Here is a 20,312-nt window from a genome sequence, read left to right on the forward strand (position 1 = left end):
AAGTATGGGCAAGAGTTGCGTCAGTGCGCTTACAGGCTTCGATCTTACAGAAGCCGGTAGTATCTTAATCTTGAAAGTAAAGTCTTGCAAGTAAAGACGTCTGTTGTGGCTAGATGGACGCTTCTTTCGCCGCTGCTGGTGAAGGGAATTACTGGTGGCGCGGCATTCGTTGAGTGACAGGAGAACAGAGGACGCGATCGCATCCTTACTCGGATTATGTAGTTAACATTACAAAAACTAGAAAAGTGATCAGGATTGCATTGTAGATTGCATGATCTGCTGTACTTGCCTGAACTCCTGCTTCCTGAGCTATTTTTTCGTTATTATTTTTTCTGAAAGACTGGTCGTGTACAAATTTATAGCGGCAAGCAAATAAGAAACCAGGAATAATCAACAGAAAGCCTGCATAAATTGGAATTCCTACGGTGATATGGACTAAGCCAAAAGCTGTAGAATTTCCGATTATCTGCTTCCAGGTGTTAGCACCTTGACGAAAAATCTTTTCCTCCAATCCAGCCCAAAATGGAACCATTAAAATTAAACATATCCAAAAAATAACCATCAAAACTTTTGTGTAATCAAAAGGGGGTTTCTGCGTCTTATTCTTGATCGGTACTGCTTTATAAGTCTGAGATGCAAACTTTTCCTTGGGTATCGGACGAGGTTGAGTTGCAACATTTGTATTGGGTGATTGCTTGGGTTGGGTTACAACCTTTTCACCGGGTGACTGCTTGGGTTGGGTTGCAACTTTTTCATTAGATGATACGCTTTCACTGGGGCTGGGAAGTTGAGAATTGATATCCTCTGGGGGAGGTTGAATGCTTTTAATCGTATCAAACGGTTGAAATATAATATTTCCAGAATTTCCGAAAACCGCACTAGCCCATCCCCATTGCATAAATTGGGGGACGTATGGATTTACGACTGCAAATGTCGTTAGGGTAATAAAAAGAATAAAAGCTGCCCGGACGTAACTTAGAATCCCGCTTTTAAAATAAATTGCTAGCACCCAGCTTAATTGGGACTTGTTTTTCCAAAGATCCCCTAAGATAAACCAAATGATTCCAATCGAAAATAAGGTAGAAAATAATTGCTTAAAATTTGTTGCCCAAGGTGATTGAGCAGAACTGATGACAAAAATAAGTGTTGCGAGAAATAAAAACTGATACTTAAACGCATTGACAATGATTTTTAGATCGTTAAATAGGTGCTTTCTTTTTTCAGAATGTACTAAATGCGGAAAAATCTTACCTGTTATGAGCAAGCAGATGAGTTTATAGAACGCAGCCGCTGCGTATTCTGGCTTAAGTTGTAGGGCTTTTTCAAAACTTGCGACCGCTTCTTGATAGCGATGTAATTTTGCTAGGATAAAGCCTCGACCGTACCAGGCTTGGGGAAACCAAAATTCTTGACAATCTGGTCGAATTGTAGTGGCTTTTTCAAAGCTAGCCAGTGCTTCTTCATTTCGCCCTAACTTTACCAGTAACGAACCTCTATTGTACCAAGCTCGCTGGTAGGCTGGATTGATTTCCAAAGATTTGTCAAAATTGGAAAGTGCTTCTTGGCGGCGTTTGGGTAACGGTAGCACAGCCCCACGGGTACACCAGGCTTCATAGCCATTAGGATTAATCTCCAAAGCTTTATCACAGCTAGCGATCGCTTCTTGGCGGCGGTTTAACTTACTCAGCACCCAGCCCCGCTTGTACCAGGCTTGATAAGATTTTGGGTGAATTTGCAAAGCTTTGTCGCAACTAGCCAGGGCTTCTTTGCCACGATTCAACATCATCAGTGCATAGGCACGCTCAGTCCAAGCTTCGGAATAATTTAGATTTAAATTTATAGCTTTGTCATAACAGCTAACTGCTTCGTTGTAGCGGCTTAGATAAGATAAGGAAAGTCCATAGTTGTATAAAGTTTTCTCGGAATCTGGTTGAATACCTAAAGCTTCTTGATAATGGGCAACAGCCTCTTTATACTTTCCTGCTTCCGCTAATTTTAATCCTTCTTCAAACAGCGCTAAGGCTTTGCGTGTAGGGCTTGTTTGCTCATCCTGAATTTTTTGATGGTGTGCGTCTGGAGTCAGATTTGAGTCGTCTTGATAATCTTCCTGAGAAAAATTTTCACCCTGAGTCATAGGAAGGGAACTCCAGATAGTAGACTGACTGTTGCAGCTGAGTTGGTTTAGGTTTACGCGATCGCATACTTTTCGGATCGGAGCAAACCCCTCAAACCCCCCTTCTCTTCACGGGAAGGGGGGTTGGACTCTCCTCGTCGCTAAAAACACCCGTCTTTTAGAAGTGGTTTAGGCAGAGGTGGAGAGGGATGGGGACAAGTGACCGAGTAGTATTGCAAAGCGATCCTAGCCTACAGAGCTAAGTTGTCAATATCGCCAGGAGTTTTAAGAATGAGTGCAGAACAAGATCCCGTTAAGGTGATGAAGCAGGAAGTCGGGAAAGCCGCCGCCGCCCGCGTCCAGTCAGGGATGATAGTAGGGCTGGGCACCGGATCGACGACTGCTTATGCAATTGAATCTTTGGGCGATCGCTTGAAGTCCGGTGACCTCAAAGACATCAAAGGTATCCCCACCTCATTTCAGGCATCCGTGCTGGCTAAACAGTACGGAATTCCCTTAACCACCTTGGATGAAGCCGATCGGATTGATATTGCCATTGATGGAGCCGATGAAGTCGATCCGCAGCACAATTTGATTAAAGGGGGCGGTGCTGCTCACACCCAGGAAAAGATAGTAGATTGTTTGGCAGAGCAATTTATCGTCGTGGTTGATAGTTCCAAGCTAGTTGACAAGCTGGGTTCCACCTTTCGCGTGCCCGTAGAGGTAATTCCGATGGCGATGACACCCGTGATGCGGGCGCTCGAAAAGCTAGGCGGTAAGCCAGAACTGCGGATGGGCGTCAAAAAAGCAGGTCCTGTCGTCACCGATCAAGGCAATCTGGTCATTGATGTAAAATTTGACACCCTTGATAATCCTGGAGAACTCGAAAAGACGCTCAATAATATCCCTGGCGTTTTGGAAAATGGTTTATTTGTAGGCGTCACAGATTTGGTTTTAGTGGGCGAAGTGGTAGATGGGAAGCCCATTGTGCGAGAAGCTTAATCTTCTTTTGCGAGCCTCTGAGCAAAATTACTAATCTGCTCCTCAGGATTTTGTCTCTTTTCCCGTGCGAGACAAAATCCGGCCCTATCCTGGTTTCAGGGATTTTCTTGTTTATGCTAACTTCTAGCGATCGCAGCAGCTTAAACTCGGATTTTTAACGATTTCTCCTTAGCACAGCTACCTGATAGTTGGGCTTGAGAATCTCCTGTCCTCCCCAACTAATATTGCAATTGCTACCGATAATTTTTCCGGGATGGACGCCCTGCTGGTGAGATGCCCGACAGATAAATTGATCTCGATCTGCTTCGATACCACCAGCGATCGCACCTACTGGCACCCGTCCGTTCGATGCTGCTATCCAAACAATCCGAAGGCTTTGCGGCGCGGTTAAAACTTCATAGAAAGGGCTGAGAATTTCCTTTCCTCCCCAACCAAAATTGCAATTCTCGGCGACAACTTTTCCCAGATGCACGCCACCGTTATATTCGGCGCGACAGATATACAAACGACGCCCCGGTTCAGACCCACCGACCATGGCATTGGCTGGGATTTCTCCATTCGATGCGCCTACCCAATTCAAAGCTCCTTCGGAACTGGGGCGATTCTGAGCCAGAATCGCCGAACTCAATGTTAGCAACCCGATTACTGGTAGAAAAGATAAAAAGGTAGCGCGAACAACGTTTGCAAGCATCATCAATTACCCTAAAAATAGTTGTGCTTAACTACAGGCACAATGCAGTAGTTTTCTTATGTATTTAGTAAGATGCAGTATCGGCGATTTGGGCGTACGGAATTACAAATGCCCGTGTTTTCTTGTGGAGGGATGCGCTATCAGTTTAAGTGGCAGGATGTCCCCGGATGGCGAATTCCCCGTGATAACCAACAAAATGTAGAAGCAACGATTCGCCGAGCCTTAGAAGTCGGAATTAATCACATTGAAACTGCCCGTGGCTACGGCACCTCCGAGATGCAGTTGGGGCGGATTTTGCCAACTTTTCCCCGTGAAAAACTGATTGTACAGACGAAAATCAGTCCTAAAGCAGACGCTAAAGAATTCCGCCAAGAATTTGAGAAGTCGCTGGCTTATTTAAAGCTAGATTACGTTGATTTGCTGTCGCTACACGGGATTAATAACGCCGATTTGTTGCACGATAGCATTAAACCGGGTGGCTGTCTGGAGGTGGCGCGACAGCTACAAGATCGAGGTAAAGCTCGGTTTATTGGCTTCTCGACTCACGGGCCGAGTGATGTGATTGTGGAGGCAATTGAGACGAACCAGTTTGACTACGTTAACCTGCACTGGTACTACATCAATCAATTCAACTGGTCTGCCATTGAGGCAGCTTCTCGGCACGATATGGGCGTTTTTATTATCAGTCCTTCAGAGAAAGGAGGAATGCTGTTTAAACCGCCGCAAAAATTGGTCGATTTGTGCTATCCCCTCAGCCCAATCGTGTTTAACGATTTATTCTGTCTGAGTCATCCGCAGGTGCATACTCTTAGTGTGGGGGCTTCACGACCAGAGGATTTTGACGAACACTTGAAAACCTTGCCGCTGCTAGAGAAAGCAGAGACGGTTTTGGTGCCAATTCTGCTTCGCTTGGAGAAAGCAGCGATCGCTACCTTAGGAGAAGACTGGGTAAAAACCTGGCACGTTGGCTTACCAAAGCCAGAAGCAACGCCGGGGGGACTGAATATCCAAGTGATTTTGTGGCTGAGAAATCTAGCGATCGCCTACGATATGATCGAGTACGCTAAAATGCGCTACAACCTGCTGGGCAACGCCAGCCACTGGTTTCCCGGAGCCAAAGCGGATCGGGTGCGAGAACTAGACTTCCAGCAATGTCTCGCCCATAGCCCCCACGCCGACAAAATTCCCGCATTGCTAGAAGAAACTGACCGACTGCTAGGCGGTCAAACTCTCAAACGTTTATCCCAAACCTAAAATCCCAAACCTAAAATGGTATGAGGGAATAACTAATCGAAGAGTGGCTAATCGAAAAGTGGCTCTTGAACAATTAACAGTTAGCCATCAGCAATTAGTCATTAATATTTAACAATGCCGCGATCGCCTAATTATACTCAGCTATCTGAGACAGAAACTTACAGCGAAATTATTGATGTTCGCTCACCGAGCGAATTCGCTGAAGATCGGATACCCGGTGCGATTAATCTGCCTGTACTGGATGACGAGGAACGCGCTAAAGTCGGAACGCTCTACAAACAAGTTTGTCCTTTCACCGCCCGTAAACTAGGCGCTGCTTTAGTCGCTCAAAATATTTCCCGTCACCTCACTCATCACTTTGCTGAAAAAGACAAAGACTATCATCCCCTTGTCTACTGCTGGCGGGGAGGACAGCGTTCTAACAGTTTTGCGACCGTCTTGAGTCAAATTGGTTGGCAAGTGACTGTCCTCCAAGGTGGCTACAAAACCTATCGTTCCTTGGTACGCGAGCAACTGCAAGACCTACCAGAACGCTTTACCTTCCGGATATTATCTGGAATGACCGGCAGCGGGAAAACCCACATTTTGCGCCGTCTGGCTGAGTTTGGGATTCAGATGCTGGATCTGGAAGGTTTGGCAAACCATCGCGGTTCTCTTCTGGGTGAAGAGTGGGAGAGTGGGAGCCAAGGCGCGGAGAAGCAGCTTGTCGCGATCGCACCTAGAGCTGAGGGACGATCGCCAATAACCCATGCCCAGCCTCAGCCATCCCAAAAACACTTTGAATCCCTGCTACTGCAACAGTTGCAAAGCCTCGATCCCAACTTTCCCGTATGGGTGGAAGCGGAGAGTAATAAGATTGGGCGCATTTATGTGCCCCCATCTCTCTGGCAGCAAATGAAACAAGCGAGCTGTGTGGAAATTGAGATGCCTGTAGAAGCCAGAATTCAGTGGCTTTTGCAGGAATATCCTCACTTAATCGCCCACCCAGAGGTTTTAAAAGCGAAGCTGCACAGGCTTAAATCCCGCTATGGCTGGGAAAAACTCCACGAATGGTACCAGCTCATTGATGCTGGCCAGTGGGAAAAATTGGTGAGAGACTTGCTAGAGTGCCACTACGATCCGAGCTACAACCACGCTATCCGCCGCTGTTTTCCTAATTTAGAGCGGGTGGTTTCCCTGGCGGATTTATCGGATGCCAGTGTAGATGCTTTGGTCAAAATTTTAGATTTTCAAGCAGGTTCTACCGGCGAACAACCAGAATCTATCTGTTGCTCAACCCCAGCCTAATTATCCAAAATTTAAAATACGGAAGCCTCATTAGATGCTCTAAATTGTTCTGACATCGATGGGGCTAAGGACGCAGTTAGGAGGTATCTTGCAGTCCAAGTTATCCGCAGAAATTTCCACAAGCTATGACTCTTAATAAGTTCTTAAGAAGCTATCCATCAGTTATTCGCCATTTGCCCTTAGCTTTTGTCTTTTTGAAGCTCTCTAAGGGCGGAAGTCGCTCTCTGAGAGCCTTCCTTCTGACCTTGACGCTGATAAAGGTCGCGGGCTTGCTCAAAAGCAGCGATCGCTTCGGGTACCCTTTCTCGCTTTCTCAACGCCACGCCTAGATTGTAGTGGGCTTTTGCATTTTCCGGCGACATTTCTATCAGTCGTCGATAGGCAACAATTGCCATTAAGTAGTCCTGCTGCTTCAGCAAAATATCAGCGATCGCTGTTTGAGCTTCCACGAGATCAGGTTTGATCTTCACTGCCTGTTGATAAGCCTTTAAGGCATCATCCAGATTATTCCCAGTTTGCAAAATTTTGCCAATCTGGAGGTTAATCTGAGCATTGCGAGGTTCGATCTTGGCTGCCCGTTCTAAAGCCGCCATCCCAGCCGTGACGTTGCCTTGCTTCATGTAAGCGTCTCCCAAGTTCAACTGTACGCCGCTGTCATTTGGGGCGAGAGCAACAGCCTGCTGGAGCGCTTGAATAGCTTCTGCGGGACGCCCCTGTTTTAGGAGGGCGGAGCCGATAAATTCATAAGCTTGTAAATTTTTTGGATCGAGCTTGAGGGCAGTTTCATAGGCTTGCATCGCGCCTTGATAATCTTTCAGACGCTGTAATACCACCCCTAATCCTAGATAGGCATTCAGGTTCTTGTTGTTGAGCTTGGCAGCACGCTGGTAGGCGGTTGCCGCACTGTCATTGTCTCCAAGATTCGCGAGAGTGTAACCCAAAGCATACTGAAAATCAGCATTCTTGGGTTCGAGGGTGACAGCCTGTTGATAAGCTTTAGCGGCTTCTCGGTAGTTGCCCTGAACTGCTTGTAAATAGCCGATGGCGGAGAAGATGCGGGCATTTTCGCGATCGAGAGCCACAGCTTGTTGATAAACTGCCAAGGCTCTGGCAATATCTCCCGCATCCACCAACTTACGCCCCTGCCGCAGCAGTTCGCTCACCTGCTGTTGATTGCCTTGGGCTACCAGTGGAGCCGCTTGGACAACTGGCATTTTGATGGTAGCGATCGCTGGCACTAACAAGAGACTGGCTACTAATAAAGTCTGTTTTTGCACGGTCGATTTATCTTGAGTTTCTACAATGGCTCAGTGTTTCTATTCCGGAAGCATGAATCCAGAATGGCTAAACACAACAGAGGGATGGGCTTTACCTCGTCATATACCCCAATTTTGCCTACAAAGAAATTTTTGACGAGGACAGTTAATGATTGTAACAACAACTGATGTCCTTCATAAAGCTGTGTTAAGAGCGTTTTTAGCAATTGTCATCGCTGAAGTCGTCTAGAGTCGTCATGCCCTGCAAGATTCTTAACGGGTATTTTTGCAGGGATTTCGGATATTAGGGGCGTATGGAGTCGCTGACGAGTCTGGCTTTTTATTGACGTGCGCTGCTACCGAAGCCGCCATAAAGCTCAAGTAATTTGTTAATGATTGCGATCGCGCTTCTTATTTTCAACTAAAAAGAACACTTATTTCTAGAGATAGATAACCGGATTCTTCCTACTGGCAGATATACCCATAAAAATCCCAGTATAAAGTATAACTCAAGGGTGAAAGTTAGAAAAAAGTAGCTCTATAAAAAATAAAAGTAGGAAGGGCGGTGAGCGATGTCATACACAAATCGAGAAGACAGGGTTGTTGTTGAGCCAACTGGTGGCAATCAAATTGTTGAATACCACGATCGTGTAAGGTGGGGTCCCATTTTCGCCGGTATTGTCACAGCTTTAGCTTCTCAGCTAATTTTAAGTGCGTTAGGGGCTGCAATTGGTGCTACGAATATTTCCGGTTCCGGCGCACCGAGAACCTATGCGGATGACGTTGGCAGAGCAGTTGGAATTTGGTCAATTATCTCTTTGTTCCTTTCTCTTTTGATTGGTAGTTGGGTGGCAGCTCGTGCTAGTGGCCCGATGAACCGGAATACGGCAATGTTAAATGGAGCCATTCTGTGGGCAACTACTTTGGCATTGAGTTCCTGGTTATTGGCAAGTGGAATATCGGGTACATTCGGCATTTTGGGAGCTAATGCTGGAGAAATCGCCAATCAAGTACAACAGGGTGCGGTAAATGTACCCAACAACCCGCCTAATGTAACAGCTCAGCAAGCTCGTGATATTGCAGGTGCAACGGCGAAGGCAGGTTGGTCGTTTACAATCGGTTCTCTATTAGGTTTAGCGGCATCGTTGATCGGCTCATCTATAGGTGCCCGGACTCCTAGACATTACACATAAGAATCGCTGACTCAAAAATCAAATTCTCAGGCTTATTTTAGCCAACGCTTAAAACACCTTTTCAAGGTGTTTTTTTTGCAGATAAATTGTGAAATAAGGCAAATTATCGCTGGCGGCTATAGCGTCCAATAAGTTCTGCTGCTGCCAAAATATGACCATTCATTGCCGCTTCTACCTTGTTTTTAGTGGCACCTGCTGCTAGATTTAATAGTCGATCTAGTGCGTAGAGTTTGAAAAAGTACCGATGCGTACCACTAGGCGGACAAAGGCCACCATAACCTAAATTGCCAAAATCATTTTTACCTTGGACGCCCCCTTCCGCTAGGTTTGCTTCACTGGGAATGCCTCCAGGTAGATGGCGAATTTCAGGTGGAAGATCGTAGAGAACCCAATGGACAAAAATGTCTCCAGGCGCATCCGGATCGTCAACGATCAAAGCGAGGCTCTGAGTCCCCTCTGGCGGGGAATTCCAGCTAAGAGAGGGGGAAATGTTTGAGCCGTCGCAGGTGTATTTAGACGGAATTACACTGTTTTCAGTAAAAGCCGTACTCTCAAGTTTCATCGTCTTTAGTGTCAGCGAATGACGATTGATAGGGGGTGATTGGCGAATCGTCCTTACTTGCAGAAGTCTAAGCGCTAAGCGATAGTCTTGCTAATGCCAGTAGATTAGCGTTTTGGCACAGGAAAATTCTTCAACCAATAGGCTTAGCCAGAGAAATATTTTGCGATTTACTGGTAGTCAATCATGATTGCTTTAGATGATTTAGGGTAAAAGTTGTTTGTATTCATCCATATAGAGATAGAGAAGGATGCGATCGCATCTTTCCCTAAACTTGGCGAATCCACCCCAACCACTTCATCTGGCTTGTTTCCACAACCACAGTGTGAGACGCGATCGCGATCGCTCAATCAAAATAAATAAATATAGATAAGACAATCGATTCAGCACAACGCATGACCACAACCGCAGTCAATCCCTATCTAGATGGCAATTTTGCCCCAGTACGGGAAGAAATCACACCCACCAATCTGAAAGTAATCGGCGAACTACCTCCCGATTTATCCGGGATGTTTGTGCGGAATGGCCCCAATCCTCAATTCCCACCTATCGGCAACTATCACTGGTTTGATGGGGACGGAATGTTGCATGGAGTGCGAATAAATAACGGCAAAGCTCAATATCGCAACCGTTATATCCGGACGCGGGGATTTAATATTGAGCGGGAAGCAGGTAAGGCGATTTGGACGGGTTTGATGGAACCGTCACGAGGTAACAATCCCTACAACTTTCCTAAAAATACCGCTAACACGGCTCTAGTGTGGCACGATGGACGACTGCTGGCGCTTTGGGAAGGAGGCGAACCTCACGCGATCGAGGTTCCCAGCTTAGAGACATCAGGCGCTTACACTTACGATGGCAAACTAGTTTCTGCCTTTACCGCCCATCCGAAGGTAGACGCTGAAACGGGAGAGATGATGTTCTTCGGCTACTCGTTTGCTCCTCCGTACCTAAAATACAGCGTTGTTTCAGCAAAGGGTGAGCTGTTGCGGACAGTTCCCATCGACTTGCCAATGGGAGTGATGATGCACGATTTTGCCATCACCGAACACTACACGATCTTTATGGATCTGCCGCTAACTTTTAGCATGGTACGAATGCATCAGGGTAAACCAGCGTTGATGTTTGAACGCGATCGCCCTAGTCGTTTCGGGATTGTCCCCCGTCATGGCGATAACAGCAACATTCGTTGGTTTGAAAGTCCCCCCTGCTACGTCTTCCATACTCTCAATGCCTACGAGGAGGGAGATGAAGTGGTGCTTGTTGCCTGTCGCATGAGTTCCACCAGTGTTTTAACGACTGATATGACACCCGGCGAAAATGAGGGAGACGCGGGTCGTTTGTACCAATGGCGCTTTAACCTCAGCACGGGTAAGGTAAAAGAGGAAATGCTGGACGATGCGCCATCAGATTTCCCCCGTCTGAACGAACAGCGAATGGGACGACCGATGCGCTACGGTTATACCGCAAAGATGGCAAATAATCCGATGCCTCTGTTTGAAGGGGTCATCAAGTATGACTTTAATCATGGTAAGTCCGAAACTCACGAATTCGGATGCGGACGCTATGGTGGCGAAGCGGTATTTGTTCCTCATCCCGATGCGACTGCTGAGGATGACGGTTGGCTGATGACTTTTGTCCACGATGATGAGGTAGACACTTCGGAACTGGTGGTCGTAAATGCCCAAAACATGACATCGGAACCAGTGGCGCGTGTCCTCATCCCCCAGCGGGTGCCTTACGGGTTCCACGGTGCATGGGTTTCTGAGGAACAGTTAAGCGCTTCTGTCTAATTTGTAGTGAGATGCGATCGCATTCTTGAAATCGTCAAAGATGCGATCGCTACAACTAAAACCACCCTAAGCTCCAGGCATCGCAATATGGTACAAAACTAGCAATCGATACCGCGCCAGCTATCAAATGAGGAACGCTGCTGTGAGAACGAGGGATTAACCCCTAACGGTTGTAAAGTGCGATCGCTCTGTTGATATTGCATCCTGGATATTCCGACAAACTGCATTGGCAATGGTTACTGACTTATCGGCATCTCAATGATAAATTCAGTACCAAGACCTGAAGAAGAAACACAACTGAGCTTTCCATTGTGTTTGTCTACCACGATCTGGTAGCTAATCGATAATCCCAAACCAGTACCAGAACCTACAGGCTTGGTTGTAAAAAATGGGTCAAATATTTTCTTTTTTACATCCTCAGTCATTCCCGATCCATTGTCAGCAATTCTAATTCTGGCTAAATTTGAAGAAGCCATTTCTGTGTAAATACTAATAGTAGGCTTTTTATCAGATTCTTCTCCAGAGTTTCTTATTTCCTCTAAAGCATCAATTGCATTACTTAGAAGATTCATAAATACCTGATTTAGCTCAGAAGCGTAACAAAAAATTCGTGGCAGTTGACCGTACTCTTTGATTACTTCAATACCAGAATGCAAACTATCTTTCTTGAGCCGATGCTGCAAAATCAGCAAAGTAGATTCGATGCCCTCATGGATATCAACTGGTTTCATTTCAGCTTGATCCAGCCGTGAAAAATTCCGCAAGCTAAGGACAATATCTCTGATGCGCTCTGCCCCTACTTTCATGGAATCAAAAAGTTTTTGCAAGTCTTCTACCACAAAATCCAACTCGATTTCTGACATCGCCTTCTGAATCGCAGGTGTAGGATTTTGATACTCCTGCTGATAGACGCCAATCAAAGCAAGCAGGTCTTGGATATAGTTATTGGCATAGTCAATATTGCCATAGATAAAGTTGACAGGGTTATTAATTTCGTGAGCAATTCCAGCAATCATCTGTCCCAAACTAGACATCTTTTCAGTTTGAATGAGTTGGGATTGAGTTTGTTGTAGTTCGCGTAAAGTCAATTCTAACTTTTTCGCTTGTTCTCTCAATTGTGCTTCTGATTGTTGTTGTGCCAACTCGGCTAGCTTGCGGTCGGTAATATCCAGCGCCGTCCCTAACAACTTAGTCACCTTCCCAGAAGCATTGGAAATAGGTTGCCCCTTGACAAAAATATATCTAATAGAAGTATCTGGGCGAAAAATCCGCAATTCTAACTCATAAGCTTTTCCTCTTTCAATCGCTAGGTCTACTGCCTCTAACCACACATTGACGTCATCTGGATGAAACAGTTTTCGATGTTCCCTAAAAGTAGGTTCAGGTTGTTCGGGGTGGAGGCCAAAGATTCGGAATAGTTCATCGCTCCAGTTAATTTCATAGGTTTCTATATCAAATTGCCAGCTACCTAAATGTGCCAGTCTTTGAGCCTCTGCAAGCCTAGCTTCTTTTTGTTTTAGTTCTCGCGTGCGCTCCTGTACTCGCTGTTCTAAAGTACGCGAATAATCTTCTAGCTGCTCGTTAGCTGTAGCTAAATTAGTGTAAAGTAGGGCATTTTCTAGAGAAATAGCAGCTTGAGAAGACAACAGTTTTAGTACTTCCATCCGATTATGAGTAAATACACCAACCGCTAAATTATTTTCCAAATAAAGAATAGCAATAAGTCTGCCGCTGTTAATAATAGGAATACATAAGAGGGATTTCAATTGCTGCTTTTTAATATAAATATCTTGGGTAAATGTTCCCTCGTAGGCTGCATTTTGCAAAACCACGCTAGAGCGAGCTCTGGCCACATAATTAATCACTGTTACGGGCAAATCTTGGCTGGTCTCAAGCGGAATAGATTGTTGTACGATTACTTCCGGCGAATCTATTAATGCAGCAGCTTCAATCAACAGACTTCCATTCTTTGGTAATATGAGAAAGCCTTTAATCGCTCCTGCATTCTCAATAGATACTTTCATTAAAGAAGCAAGTAACTTATCCAGCACGATTTCTCCGGAAATCGCCAAAGATGCTTTCATTACGGTGGCTAAATCCAGCACTGAAACTTCACCACTGGTAGTCATTTTTGAAGTGGTGGCAGTATCTTCACTCAAGCTTGTAGCTGTTAATGACCTCTGGGAAATTAAGTAGGGATATTCTGTTTCTAATTTTTGGAATTTTGCTGTTGCTCCCCAGCGAACATAGCCATAATATGCTTCACTAATATGATCTCTAGCGATTTTCTCTCTTCCCAGAGCTAAATAAAATTCAGCCGCCCGTTCATAAGCTAGCGCTTCTTCTTGGATATACCCTTGAATTCTTGCTCCATTTATTGCTCGGTCATAATACTCCATTGCTTTGAGCGTTTGACTGGAGACTCGGTAAATCTCTGCCTGCACTAACTCATATTTATGTTGATAATTTGTAGGGGCATGAGTTGCCCATTGCTGCATTTTTTCCTGATTTTCCGCCACACTAGCCATGTATTCCTGTTGCTGTGTGGCTGTAAGGTTGGGATACTTGGCAAGGAGGGCTAAAGAATAGTAAAAATTATATTCAACAAATACTATCAGAGCTGTGATAGGTTGAGTATACTGTGATGCTAACCTAGCATTTTCTATAGCTTGGTCGTAATCTTTAAACAAATACGCAAGCATAGATTTATAAAAATATACAGCAAAAACAGATTGTAAATTATTAGTTTCAATTAAATAGGGTAGCATTTCTGCTTCATTAAAATATTTACCTGACAAGCGAGATTTTTCAGTTGATTCATCAAGTAGATTTGAAACAACTTGTCCACCTATGCTGGAATAGTAGAACTGAAATTCTTTTTTAAATTTGCCGATCATTTCAATGTATTTAGCTTGTTTATGCGTAACACTTTCTAGATACTCGCCAACGAAAAAGGAATGTTCGCAGTAAAACAGAGCCGAATGACAAGCAAATTCTATATCACCGACTTCCAGCCCGCTTTGAATTGATTGCTGCAATAATTCTATTGTTTCCCTAGTATGCTCTTTCCAATGCAGAATACAAGCACCATAGCTGCTGTAGATTTTCGATTTAATTTCTTTGGCATAGAGCTTATCTAATAGATGAAAAGCTAGTTTGCCAAATTTATATCCGGAATCTATGTCTGCCATTGGCCCACACAGAAGCAAGCCATAAGTGCTATAGGCATAGATAGCTAAGGAGGAATTTCCGTATTGACTACACAGCTTGACCATTGTGTAGACAATTGGTAGCGCGATCGCGCTACTTGAAATAAAAGCAGGCGGAGAAATTGTTATCAAAATCTTCATAGCTGCCATTTTGTAAGGATCGGTCATATCTGGAAGGTTGTAACAGTCCTCAATATTTAGATGGGGTGATGGTTCTTGCTCTAAGGACACTTCCAACATTTCCAAAACTTGTTGACCGAGTTCTATGGCTGCTGACAAATGATTTTGGGCAATGTGATACTGAATTTTTATCTCATAAACTTTGACTTTATCTAATAAAGTTTTTGCATTTTGAAGCGCTACGTCAGCTAATATACTTGATTGTTCAAAGTTGGAGTTGAGGTATTCAGCTTCTGCTGCTGATACATAAAGTTTATTGGTTAGCTCATAACTGCGAATCCAGCTATCTGCTGCTAGAAGTCCCAAACCGATATTGAGATAATTGACTGCGGCTTGATATGCTGTTGCTGTACTAGCTTTCTGACCAGCGATAAGATTAAATTTAGCCAGTTCATCTCTTTGGGACTGGTACGTTAGTAACTCTGTACCAAAATTTAACTGGTTAACTAGAGCGAAAATATTTTCTTCTCTTTCTTCAGGAGAAATATTTTCCAATAGGAGTTGACCAATTTTTAGGTGAGTAGCTTTTTTCTCAAAGTCAGGGATTAAGGAATAGGCTGCTTGCTGTACCCGATCGTGCAAAAACTTGTAACTAACCTTTAAATCATCAAGAACTAAAGCTCCCTGGTGTGATTTATCAAAAAATAGTGGGATTTTGTAAGCATCACTCAAAGGCAAAATTAACCCTGCCTGTAGTGCATCCCACAAATTCGTTGCTGTATCTGATTGAGATTTCTCGTTTACAATTGCCAGAACATCTAAGTTGAACTGGTTGCCAATACAAGCAGCTAGTTTTAAAACTTCTTGTGTTGCTTCAGGCAACTTTTGCATATTTCTAGCAATCAATTCAACAATGTTATAATCTGTAATTCCAACTGTTTGAATTTCTTCTATATCCCACTGCCATCTGCCCTGCCTGAAGTTATAAGTCAGCAGTTTTTCGGTGTATAAAGCTTTCAGCAGTTGGGTCAAGAAAAAAGGATTGCCTTGAGTTTTATTAAAAAGAAGATCGACCAAGGGTTGTATCGATGAATCTACGCTCTCATTCAGAGTGTCTGCAACTAACAAGAGGACGCGATCGCTCTCTAAAGGTCGAAGAGTGATGTTATTCACAACAGAGCCTAAGGCTTGTATTTTCTCAAGTGTCTGAATCAATGGATGCGTTGGGCTGACTTCGTTATCTCGGTAAGCCCCAATTGTTAACAGATATTGGCTATCCGAGTCCGCTACCAACAATTCAATTAACTTCAGCGATGCAGAATCAGCCCACTGTAAGTCATCTAGGAATAAAACTAACGGGTGTTCTTTTTTGCAAAAAACCCGAATAAATTGTTGAAACACCCGATTAAATCGGTTTTGTGCTTCCGATGGCCCTAGTTGTGTTAACTCTGGTTGTTTGCCGACAATGAGTTCTACTTCGGGAATGACATCAATAATAACCTGACCATTTTCCCCTATAGCAGCTTCAAGCTTTTCTTTCCAAACCTCAATCTGTTCTGAACTTTCAGTTAACAGTTGTCGCATCAATTCAGAGAAAGCTTGAATTAGAGCAGCATAAGGAATATTCCGCTTGAACTGGTCAAACTTACCGTTGATAAAATATCCTCGCGCTCCGACAATTGGTTTATGAACTTCATTAACTACACTCGTCTTACCAATTCCTGAGTAACCACTTACCAGCATCATCTCATTTGCTCCAAGGCTGACACGCTCAAAAGCATCCATCAAGGTGGCTACTTCGGTTTCACGTCCGTAGAGTTTTTGAGGGATTAGTAGAAGGCTTGCGCGATCGCGCTGACCGCAGATAAAATATTCAATCTCTCCTGTTTTTTCGAGCTGAATTAAACAATTCTCTAGGTCAAATTTTAGACCAGCAGCACTTTGATATCTGTCTTCAGCTGTCTTGGCAAGTAACTTCATCACGATGTCAGAAACAGGGCGAGGAGTTTCTGGAACCAGCACATGAGGAGGGATTGGTTGTTTCGCAATATGACAGTGAACTAATTCCATTGCGTCAGTAGTTTCAAACGGCAGCTTCCCCACGAGCATTTCATAGAGAGTGACGCCCAAGGAATAAAAGTCGGTACGGTAGTCAATAGAACGATTCATCCGTCCCGTTTGTTCGGGTGACATATAGGCAAGCGTGCCTTCGATCAGATTAGGGCTGCTGATTGTTTGGTTTTCTAGAGAGAGACGCGATGCAATGCTAAAATCAATAATTTTAACTTCCCCGGTTTGTTTATTAAAAATAATATTGTGGGGCTTAACATCTTTATGAATAATATTGTGTTGATGTAGTTTTTCAAGAATTGCTGAAATCCGAAGACCTATGTTAACAACTATTTTAAAATCCATAGGTTTGTCGGCAATAACTTTATCAAGCGATTGCCCCCCAAAATCTTCTAAAACTAGAACAAATCCATTTTCATGTTTTTCAAGACCCAGAGTTTTGATAACTCCATTACTATTTAAATTCTTAATGATTTCATATTCATTTTTAAACCTAGCAATTTCTTTGGGATTTGGATAATTATTCTTAATTAACTTAAATACAAGCGGTTTTTTATCTTGATGCCTCTTTCCTTGATAAACAACCGTTCTGGTACCTTCGTAAATTTTATTTGTGATTTCGTATCCCGGAATTAAGATCATGATTTTTGCTCTTTTTTAAAATTTTAAAAAAATGTAAAATTTTACCAATTGATTCTTTATAGTGCAAGGTTTGCGATCGTGATCGCGTAATAGCGCAGATGCACCCTTCCTGTTGTGCGATGATTCGGCTGCTCCCTCAATCTCTGCGCTTACAAGCCAGCGCGATAACAAAGACGGGCATTAGATGGAGCTGTTACAGATGTAAAGTGAAATGGTATTCGCAAAACGGCTTTTAAACCAAAAGATACCGCACTGTTAATCTTATATATCAAAAGATACCCCTTAAGACAGATACAGACGCGACATATCGCGTCTGTATCTGTATAACTATAAGAAATTTACTGCCTCAAAAGATTCGCCGTTACGAAGGGTAGCCAGCGGTTCACTCAACAGGGAGATCGAGAAACTGGCTCAAAATGGGGATACACCTCAGTTTCAAATAGCTCCTGTATTTCTGGAGACTGTTGCTTGACTAAATCCTTGTAATCCTGACGCACAGGGATGTTGTACTTGGCTGTGCGGGGGGCGATTTGTTGCAGCCACGCCGTGTGAATCGTCAAGCTAAACTTCAGTGAAGGATGGCTTAATCTGCACCGGGGACCGTGGGTCAGATTTTGAGCGTCGAAAATCCAGATTTCGCTGCCGTCTGGCGTGAAAACGGTGCAAACAATGTAACCGTCGGTTGAACTATCTTTGCTGTCACGGCGCGGCATAAACTGCGGCGAACTGACAATATAGCCAGCAGGGAACTGATAGCGATCGCCAATCTTTAGCGACTCGTTCGCGGAGGTGTTTAACCGGAACAAAGAGGCGGGTATACCCGCCTCTGCAAGGCGAAGCATCTCCGCTCGTGGTACTAGCCGGTACTTGTAATCTTTGTACAGGTCAAAGACAAACTGTGTTAGCAACTGCTTCCATAGTCCAAAAGAAATCCAGTAGATATTATCGAGCGGTTTCGTAGGCTGTTCCGACAAGGTGTTGCAGTAAGCATAAAGTCCCACGCCCCAAGTACACTCAGCATCGGAAATCAACTTCGACTCCAGAATCTGACCGCTTTCTCCATCAATTACATAGCGTCCCATCCGGCTGATGTCCATCTCATTGTGTTGCATCCCACACAGGCGAGGCGGAACAGAAATCTTAGGGTTGTAGGCAGATACATCATACTCGCGGAGCCATTCAGAGACATCCCAAGCACAAATATGAGATGCGTGGAGGGTAATGTGTCCATCTGGATTTGGATAATCCACGAGAAAGTGAGCCGCTTCCAGGGGAATTACAATCCGACGCGCTACAACTTCAACTTCTTGCTGACTGCACGCTGGGCGTTGTCCCACTTTTAGGTCAGCGCGGCGCACAATGTACACGACAGAATCAGCTAACTCTCGATGTGTAAGTAAATCTCTAATGAGTCTTTTGGTTGCCCTACTCTTGGGGATAGGGTTATTAAGCAACTGCTCTACCCCAGTGGTAAAGGCGGTATCCATCAAGATTACATAATCTTTTGTCACCCCAATCTGATGAATAGTTTGCTTGATTTTGACGGGGGTTTTATCTGGTAATACCAGCTTCCATCGCTCTAAGTTATTTCCACCATCCCAACGGATTAAATAAACGAAATCTTTAAATTCTATGTTGGTGGTTCTCTCAAGCAACCTCATATAAAATTCCAAAATCTCTTCAGAGATAGTGGAGAAGGCCTTGAGAAAATCTTGCACAAAATCCTGTGCTTCGATAAACCGTGCAAGCTGTTTGAGGAGTTCTTCTACTTGTTCTGGAAGTTCATCTAGGTCGTAAATAAATGGGATAGTTTCTAGAAGATTCCCTACGGATTTGCCGTAATTGACCGTAAACATTTCGCTTTTTTCAGGGTCAAAAACAGGATGTGCGGTACTCAAAACGGGTGGAAGGGGAAACTTCAGGGAAGTCTCGGATCGCCACTCTGTATTGGCTCCAATTGGAGTTACAACTTCCAGCGTTTCGGTATCAATCTCGTAAGGACGACCAGCATCATAGGTGACTAGCAGACGCTCGTTCGCATCGTCTCGGAATTTAATTGGCAGAAAAGCTGTATTCAACTCGTTGCGGAAGCCCAGAGAGAGGGAAAACCGCGAAATGCCATGATTGCGAAACTGATACTTAGCATACTGGCTTCCCGGTCGGGTTGCCTTATCAGCGTAGTAACAGGGCGGCTTAACCAGCCGTGTTTTTAATCCCACTTCACCTTGGCGATCGAAGTCAAGCCGATAAATCATGCCATCGCCGCCCAAAAGGGAAGTTCCGTCAGCATCTGGAGCATCTCCAGAATTGACAGAGCCTACTGGCGCAACGATAAAGATGTGACCCTGCAAATCATCTGGTAGTTCTCCGCGAATCTGCATTTTGATGTCGCTGAGTTCGTAGCGATTCGCTGTCATGATTGACTCTGGAACTGGCGGACAGCAGCCTGGTACAGCTTGGATTGGGTCAAGAATTGGTTCTTTCATGTTATTGGTGTCTGTGTTTCTATTGAAGAAAGCAAGATACTCAAGAAATTGCTGAAAATAATCATCAATTAACAAATTCGCGCAAGATACAACTTTGTTCGACCTTCCTAAAAAGCAGGTTAAAGGAGCGCATACGTAATACCATTCAGGTTTATGAATGCAAAATTTGAAGAATTAAAACTCCCTATAGGCAAGGCTTCCGCAATCCAACAGTCAAAATCTAAAATGGTATAAGTTGTACAAATTTAGACTCCCTAAAAAAGAAGGATTCTAATGTTCAAAGTTGTAAATTGGGTAAACTTGACTCCTTTTAAGCTGTCTGGTTTGCACAGCCGGTACAGCATCGGAAATTATCCAATTTACTCTGCAAACTCCCTATCGGATCAGGGTTAAATCCGAGCGTTTTTAAAGCGATGCAGAACCTCCTCTGTAGATAACTGATATTTACCTACAAATGCCTGGATTCATTTTCCGTTCGTTGGATATTATTTTTAAGCAATTTTCGTACTGAAATTTTCGGACTGAGACGGTGCGCGATCGCTATCTGGCGCAGCACGATCCTCGATTATCTGCTTTAACAAGTCTGCTGCTTGCAGATAATCTTGACAGCCTTATTAATTTGTTTTGGAATAATTAA

12 protein-coding genes are annotated in these 20,312 nt (G+C 44.1%); 6 read left to right on the plus strand and 6 right to left on the minus strand.

What is annotated here, in order from left to right:
- Window positions 1–214: 214 nt before the first annotated feature.
- Window positions 215–2,134, minus strand: coding sequence for a tetratricopeptide repeat protein (locus H6H02_RS05105; protein WP_190815282.1), 1,920 nt, complete (start codon window positions 2,132–2,134; stop codon window positions 215–217).
- Between the two features lie 270 nt (window positions 2,135–2,404).
- Here H6H02_RS05105 and rpiA point away from each other — a divergent pair, with 270 nt between their 5' ends.
- Window positions 2,405–3,115 (plus strand): ribose-5-phosphate isomerase RpiA, encoded by a 711-nt coding sequence (rpiA, locus tag H6H02_RS05110; RefSeq protein ID WP_190815283.1) that lies wholly within the window; start codon window positions 2,405–2,407, stop codon window positions 3,113–3,115.
- Between the two features lie 154 nt (window positions 3,116–3,269).
- Here rpiA and H6H02_RS05115 read toward each other — a convergent pair whose 3' ends face one another.
- Window positions 3,270–3,809, minus strand: a complete 540-nt coding sequence (locus H6H02_RS05115) for a DUF3421 domain-containing protein (protein ID WP_190815285.1) — start codon at window positions 3,807–3,809, stop codon at window positions 3,270–3,272.
- A gap of 69 nt (window positions 3,810–3,878) precedes the next feature.
- Between H6H02_RS05115 and H6H02_RS05120 the strand changes: the two genes are divergently transcribed.
- Together H6H02_RS05120 and mnmH are read left to right on the plus strand one after the other, a co-directional pair.
- Complete coding sequence (locus H6H02_RS05120) at window positions 3,879–5,060, plus strand: aldo/keto reductase (RefSeq protein WP_190815287.1); 1,182 nt, start codon at window positions 3,879–3,881, stop codon at window positions 5,058–5,060.
- A gap of 114 nt (window positions 5,061–5,174) precedes the next feature.
- On the plus strand, window positions 5,175–6,347 hold the full coding sequence (gene mnmH, locus H6H02_RS05125; protein ID WP_190815289.1) for a tRNA 2-selenouridine(34) synthase MnmH: 1,173 nt from the start codon (window positions 5,175–5,177) through the stop codon (window positions 6,345–6,347).
- Between the two features lie 179 nt (window positions 6,348–6,526).
- Here the strand turns inward: mnmH and H6H02_RS05130 are convergent, their stop codons facing one another.
- Window positions 6,527–7,624, minus strand: coding sequence for a tetratricopeptide repeat protein (locus H6H02_RS05130; protein ID WP_347342564.1), 1,098 nt, complete (start codon window positions 7,622–7,624; stop codon window positions 6,527–6,529).
- Window positions 7,625–8,175: 551 nt separating this feature from the next.
- Between H6H02_RS05130 and H6H02_RS05135 the strand changes: the two genes are divergently transcribed.
- The gene (locus H6H02_RS05135; RefSeq protein ID WP_190815290.1) at window positions 8,176–8,796 is read left to right on the plus strand and encodes a hypothetical protein; all 621 of its coding nucleotides are present in this window, start codon (window positions 8,176–8,178) and stop codon (window positions 8,794–8,796) included.
- A 103-nt stretch (window positions 8,797–8,899) separates the two neighbouring features.
- Here H6H02_RS05135 and H6H02_RS05140 read toward each other — a convergent pair whose 3' ends face one another.
- Window positions 8,900–9,358, minus strand: coding sequence for a YbhB/YbcL family Raf kinase inhibitor-like protein (locus H6H02_RS05140; protein ID WP_190815291.1), 459 nt, complete (start codon window positions 9,356–9,358; stop codon window positions 8,900–8,902).
- Window positions 9,359–9,571: 213 nt separating this feature from the next.
- Here H6H02_RS05140 and H6H02_RS05145 point away from each other — a divergent pair, with 213 nt between their 5' ends.
- Both H6H02_RS05145 and H6H02_RS05150 read left to right on the plus strand, forming a co-directional pair.
- Complete coding sequence (locus H6H02_RS05145) at window positions 9,572–9,718, plus strand: hypothetical protein (protein ID WP_190815292.1); 147 nt, start codon at window positions 9,572–9,574, stop codon at window positions 9,716–9,718.
- 32 nt (window positions 9,719–9,750) lie between these two features.
- Window positions 9,751–11,148, plus strand: a complete 1,398-nt coding sequence (locus H6H02_RS05150) for a carotenoid oxygenase family protein (protein ID WP_190815293.1) — start codon at window positions 9,751–9,753, stop codon at window positions 11,146–11,148.
- 236 nt (window positions 11,149–11,384) lie between these two features.
- On the opposite strand, the gene H6H02_RS05155 is transcribed toward H6H02_RS05150, so the two are convergent.
- Window positions 11,385–17,189 carry an AAA family ATPase gene (locus H6H02_RS05155; RefSeq protein ID WP_190815294.1) on the minus strand — a complete coding sequence of 1,935 codons (5,805 nt, stop codon included), beginning with the start codon at window positions 17,187–17,189 and terminating at the stop codon, window positions 11,385–11,387.
- A gap of 386 nt (window positions 17,190–17,575) precedes the next feature.
- A complete protein-coding gene (locus H6H02_RS05160) occupies window positions 17,576–19,675 on the minus strand; it encodes a carotenoid oxygenase family protein (protein WP_199328991.1) in 2,100 nt (699 codons plus the stop codon).
- Window positions 19,676–20,312 lie beyond the last annotated feature (637 nt).

Source organism: Coleofasciculus sp. FACHB-1120, assembly GCF_014698845.1.
Taxonomy (GTDB): Bacteria; Cyanobacteriota; Cyanobacteriia; order Cyanobacteriales; family FACHB-T130; genus FACHB-T130.

What these genes read in the sequence shown, in the direction of transcription:
- H6H02_RS05105 (WP_190815282.1), bottom strand. Translation starts at nt 2,134, where the DNA reads ATGACTCAGGGTGAAAATTTTTCTCAGGAAGATTATCAAGACGACTCA.
- rpiA (WP_190815283.1), top strand. Translation starts at nt 2,405, where the DNA reads ATGAGTGCAGAACAAGATCCCGTTAAGGTGATGAAGCAGGAAGTCGGG.
- H6H02_RS05115 (WP_190815285.1), bottom strand. Translation starts at nt 3,809, where the DNA reads ATGATGCTTGCAAACGTTGTTCGCGCTACCTTTTTATCTTTTCTACCA.
- H6H02_RS05120 (WP_190815287.1), top strand. Translation starts at nt 3,879, where the DNA reads ATGCAGTATCGGCGATTTGGGCGTACGGAATTACAAATGCCCGTGTTT.
- mnmH (WP_190815289.1), top strand. Translation starts at nt 5,175, where the DNA reads ATGCCGCGATCGCCTAATTATACTCAGCTATCTGAGACAGAAACTTAC.
- H6H02_RS05135 (WP_190815290.1), top strand. Translation starts at nt 8,176, where the DNA reads ATGTCATACACAAATCGAGAAGACAGGGTTGTTGTTGAGCCAACTGGT.
- H6H02_RS05140 (WP_190815291.1), bottom strand. Translation starts at nt 9,358, where the DNA reads ATGAAACTTGAGAGTACGGCTTTTACTGAAAACAGTGTAATTCCGTCT.
- H6H02_RS05150 (WP_190815293.1), top strand. Translation starts at nt 9,751, where the DNA reads ATGACCACAACCGCAGTCAATCCCTATCTAGATGGCAATTTTGCCCCA.
- H6H02_RS05155 (WP_190815294.1), bottom strand. Translation starts at nt 17,189, where the DNA reads ATGATCTTAATTCCGGGATACGAAATCACAAATAAAATTTACGAAGGT.
- H6H02_RS05160 (WP_199328991.1), bottom strand. Translation starts at nt 19,675, where the DNA reads ATGAAAGAACCAATTCTTGACCCAATCCAAGCTGTACCAGGCTGCTGT.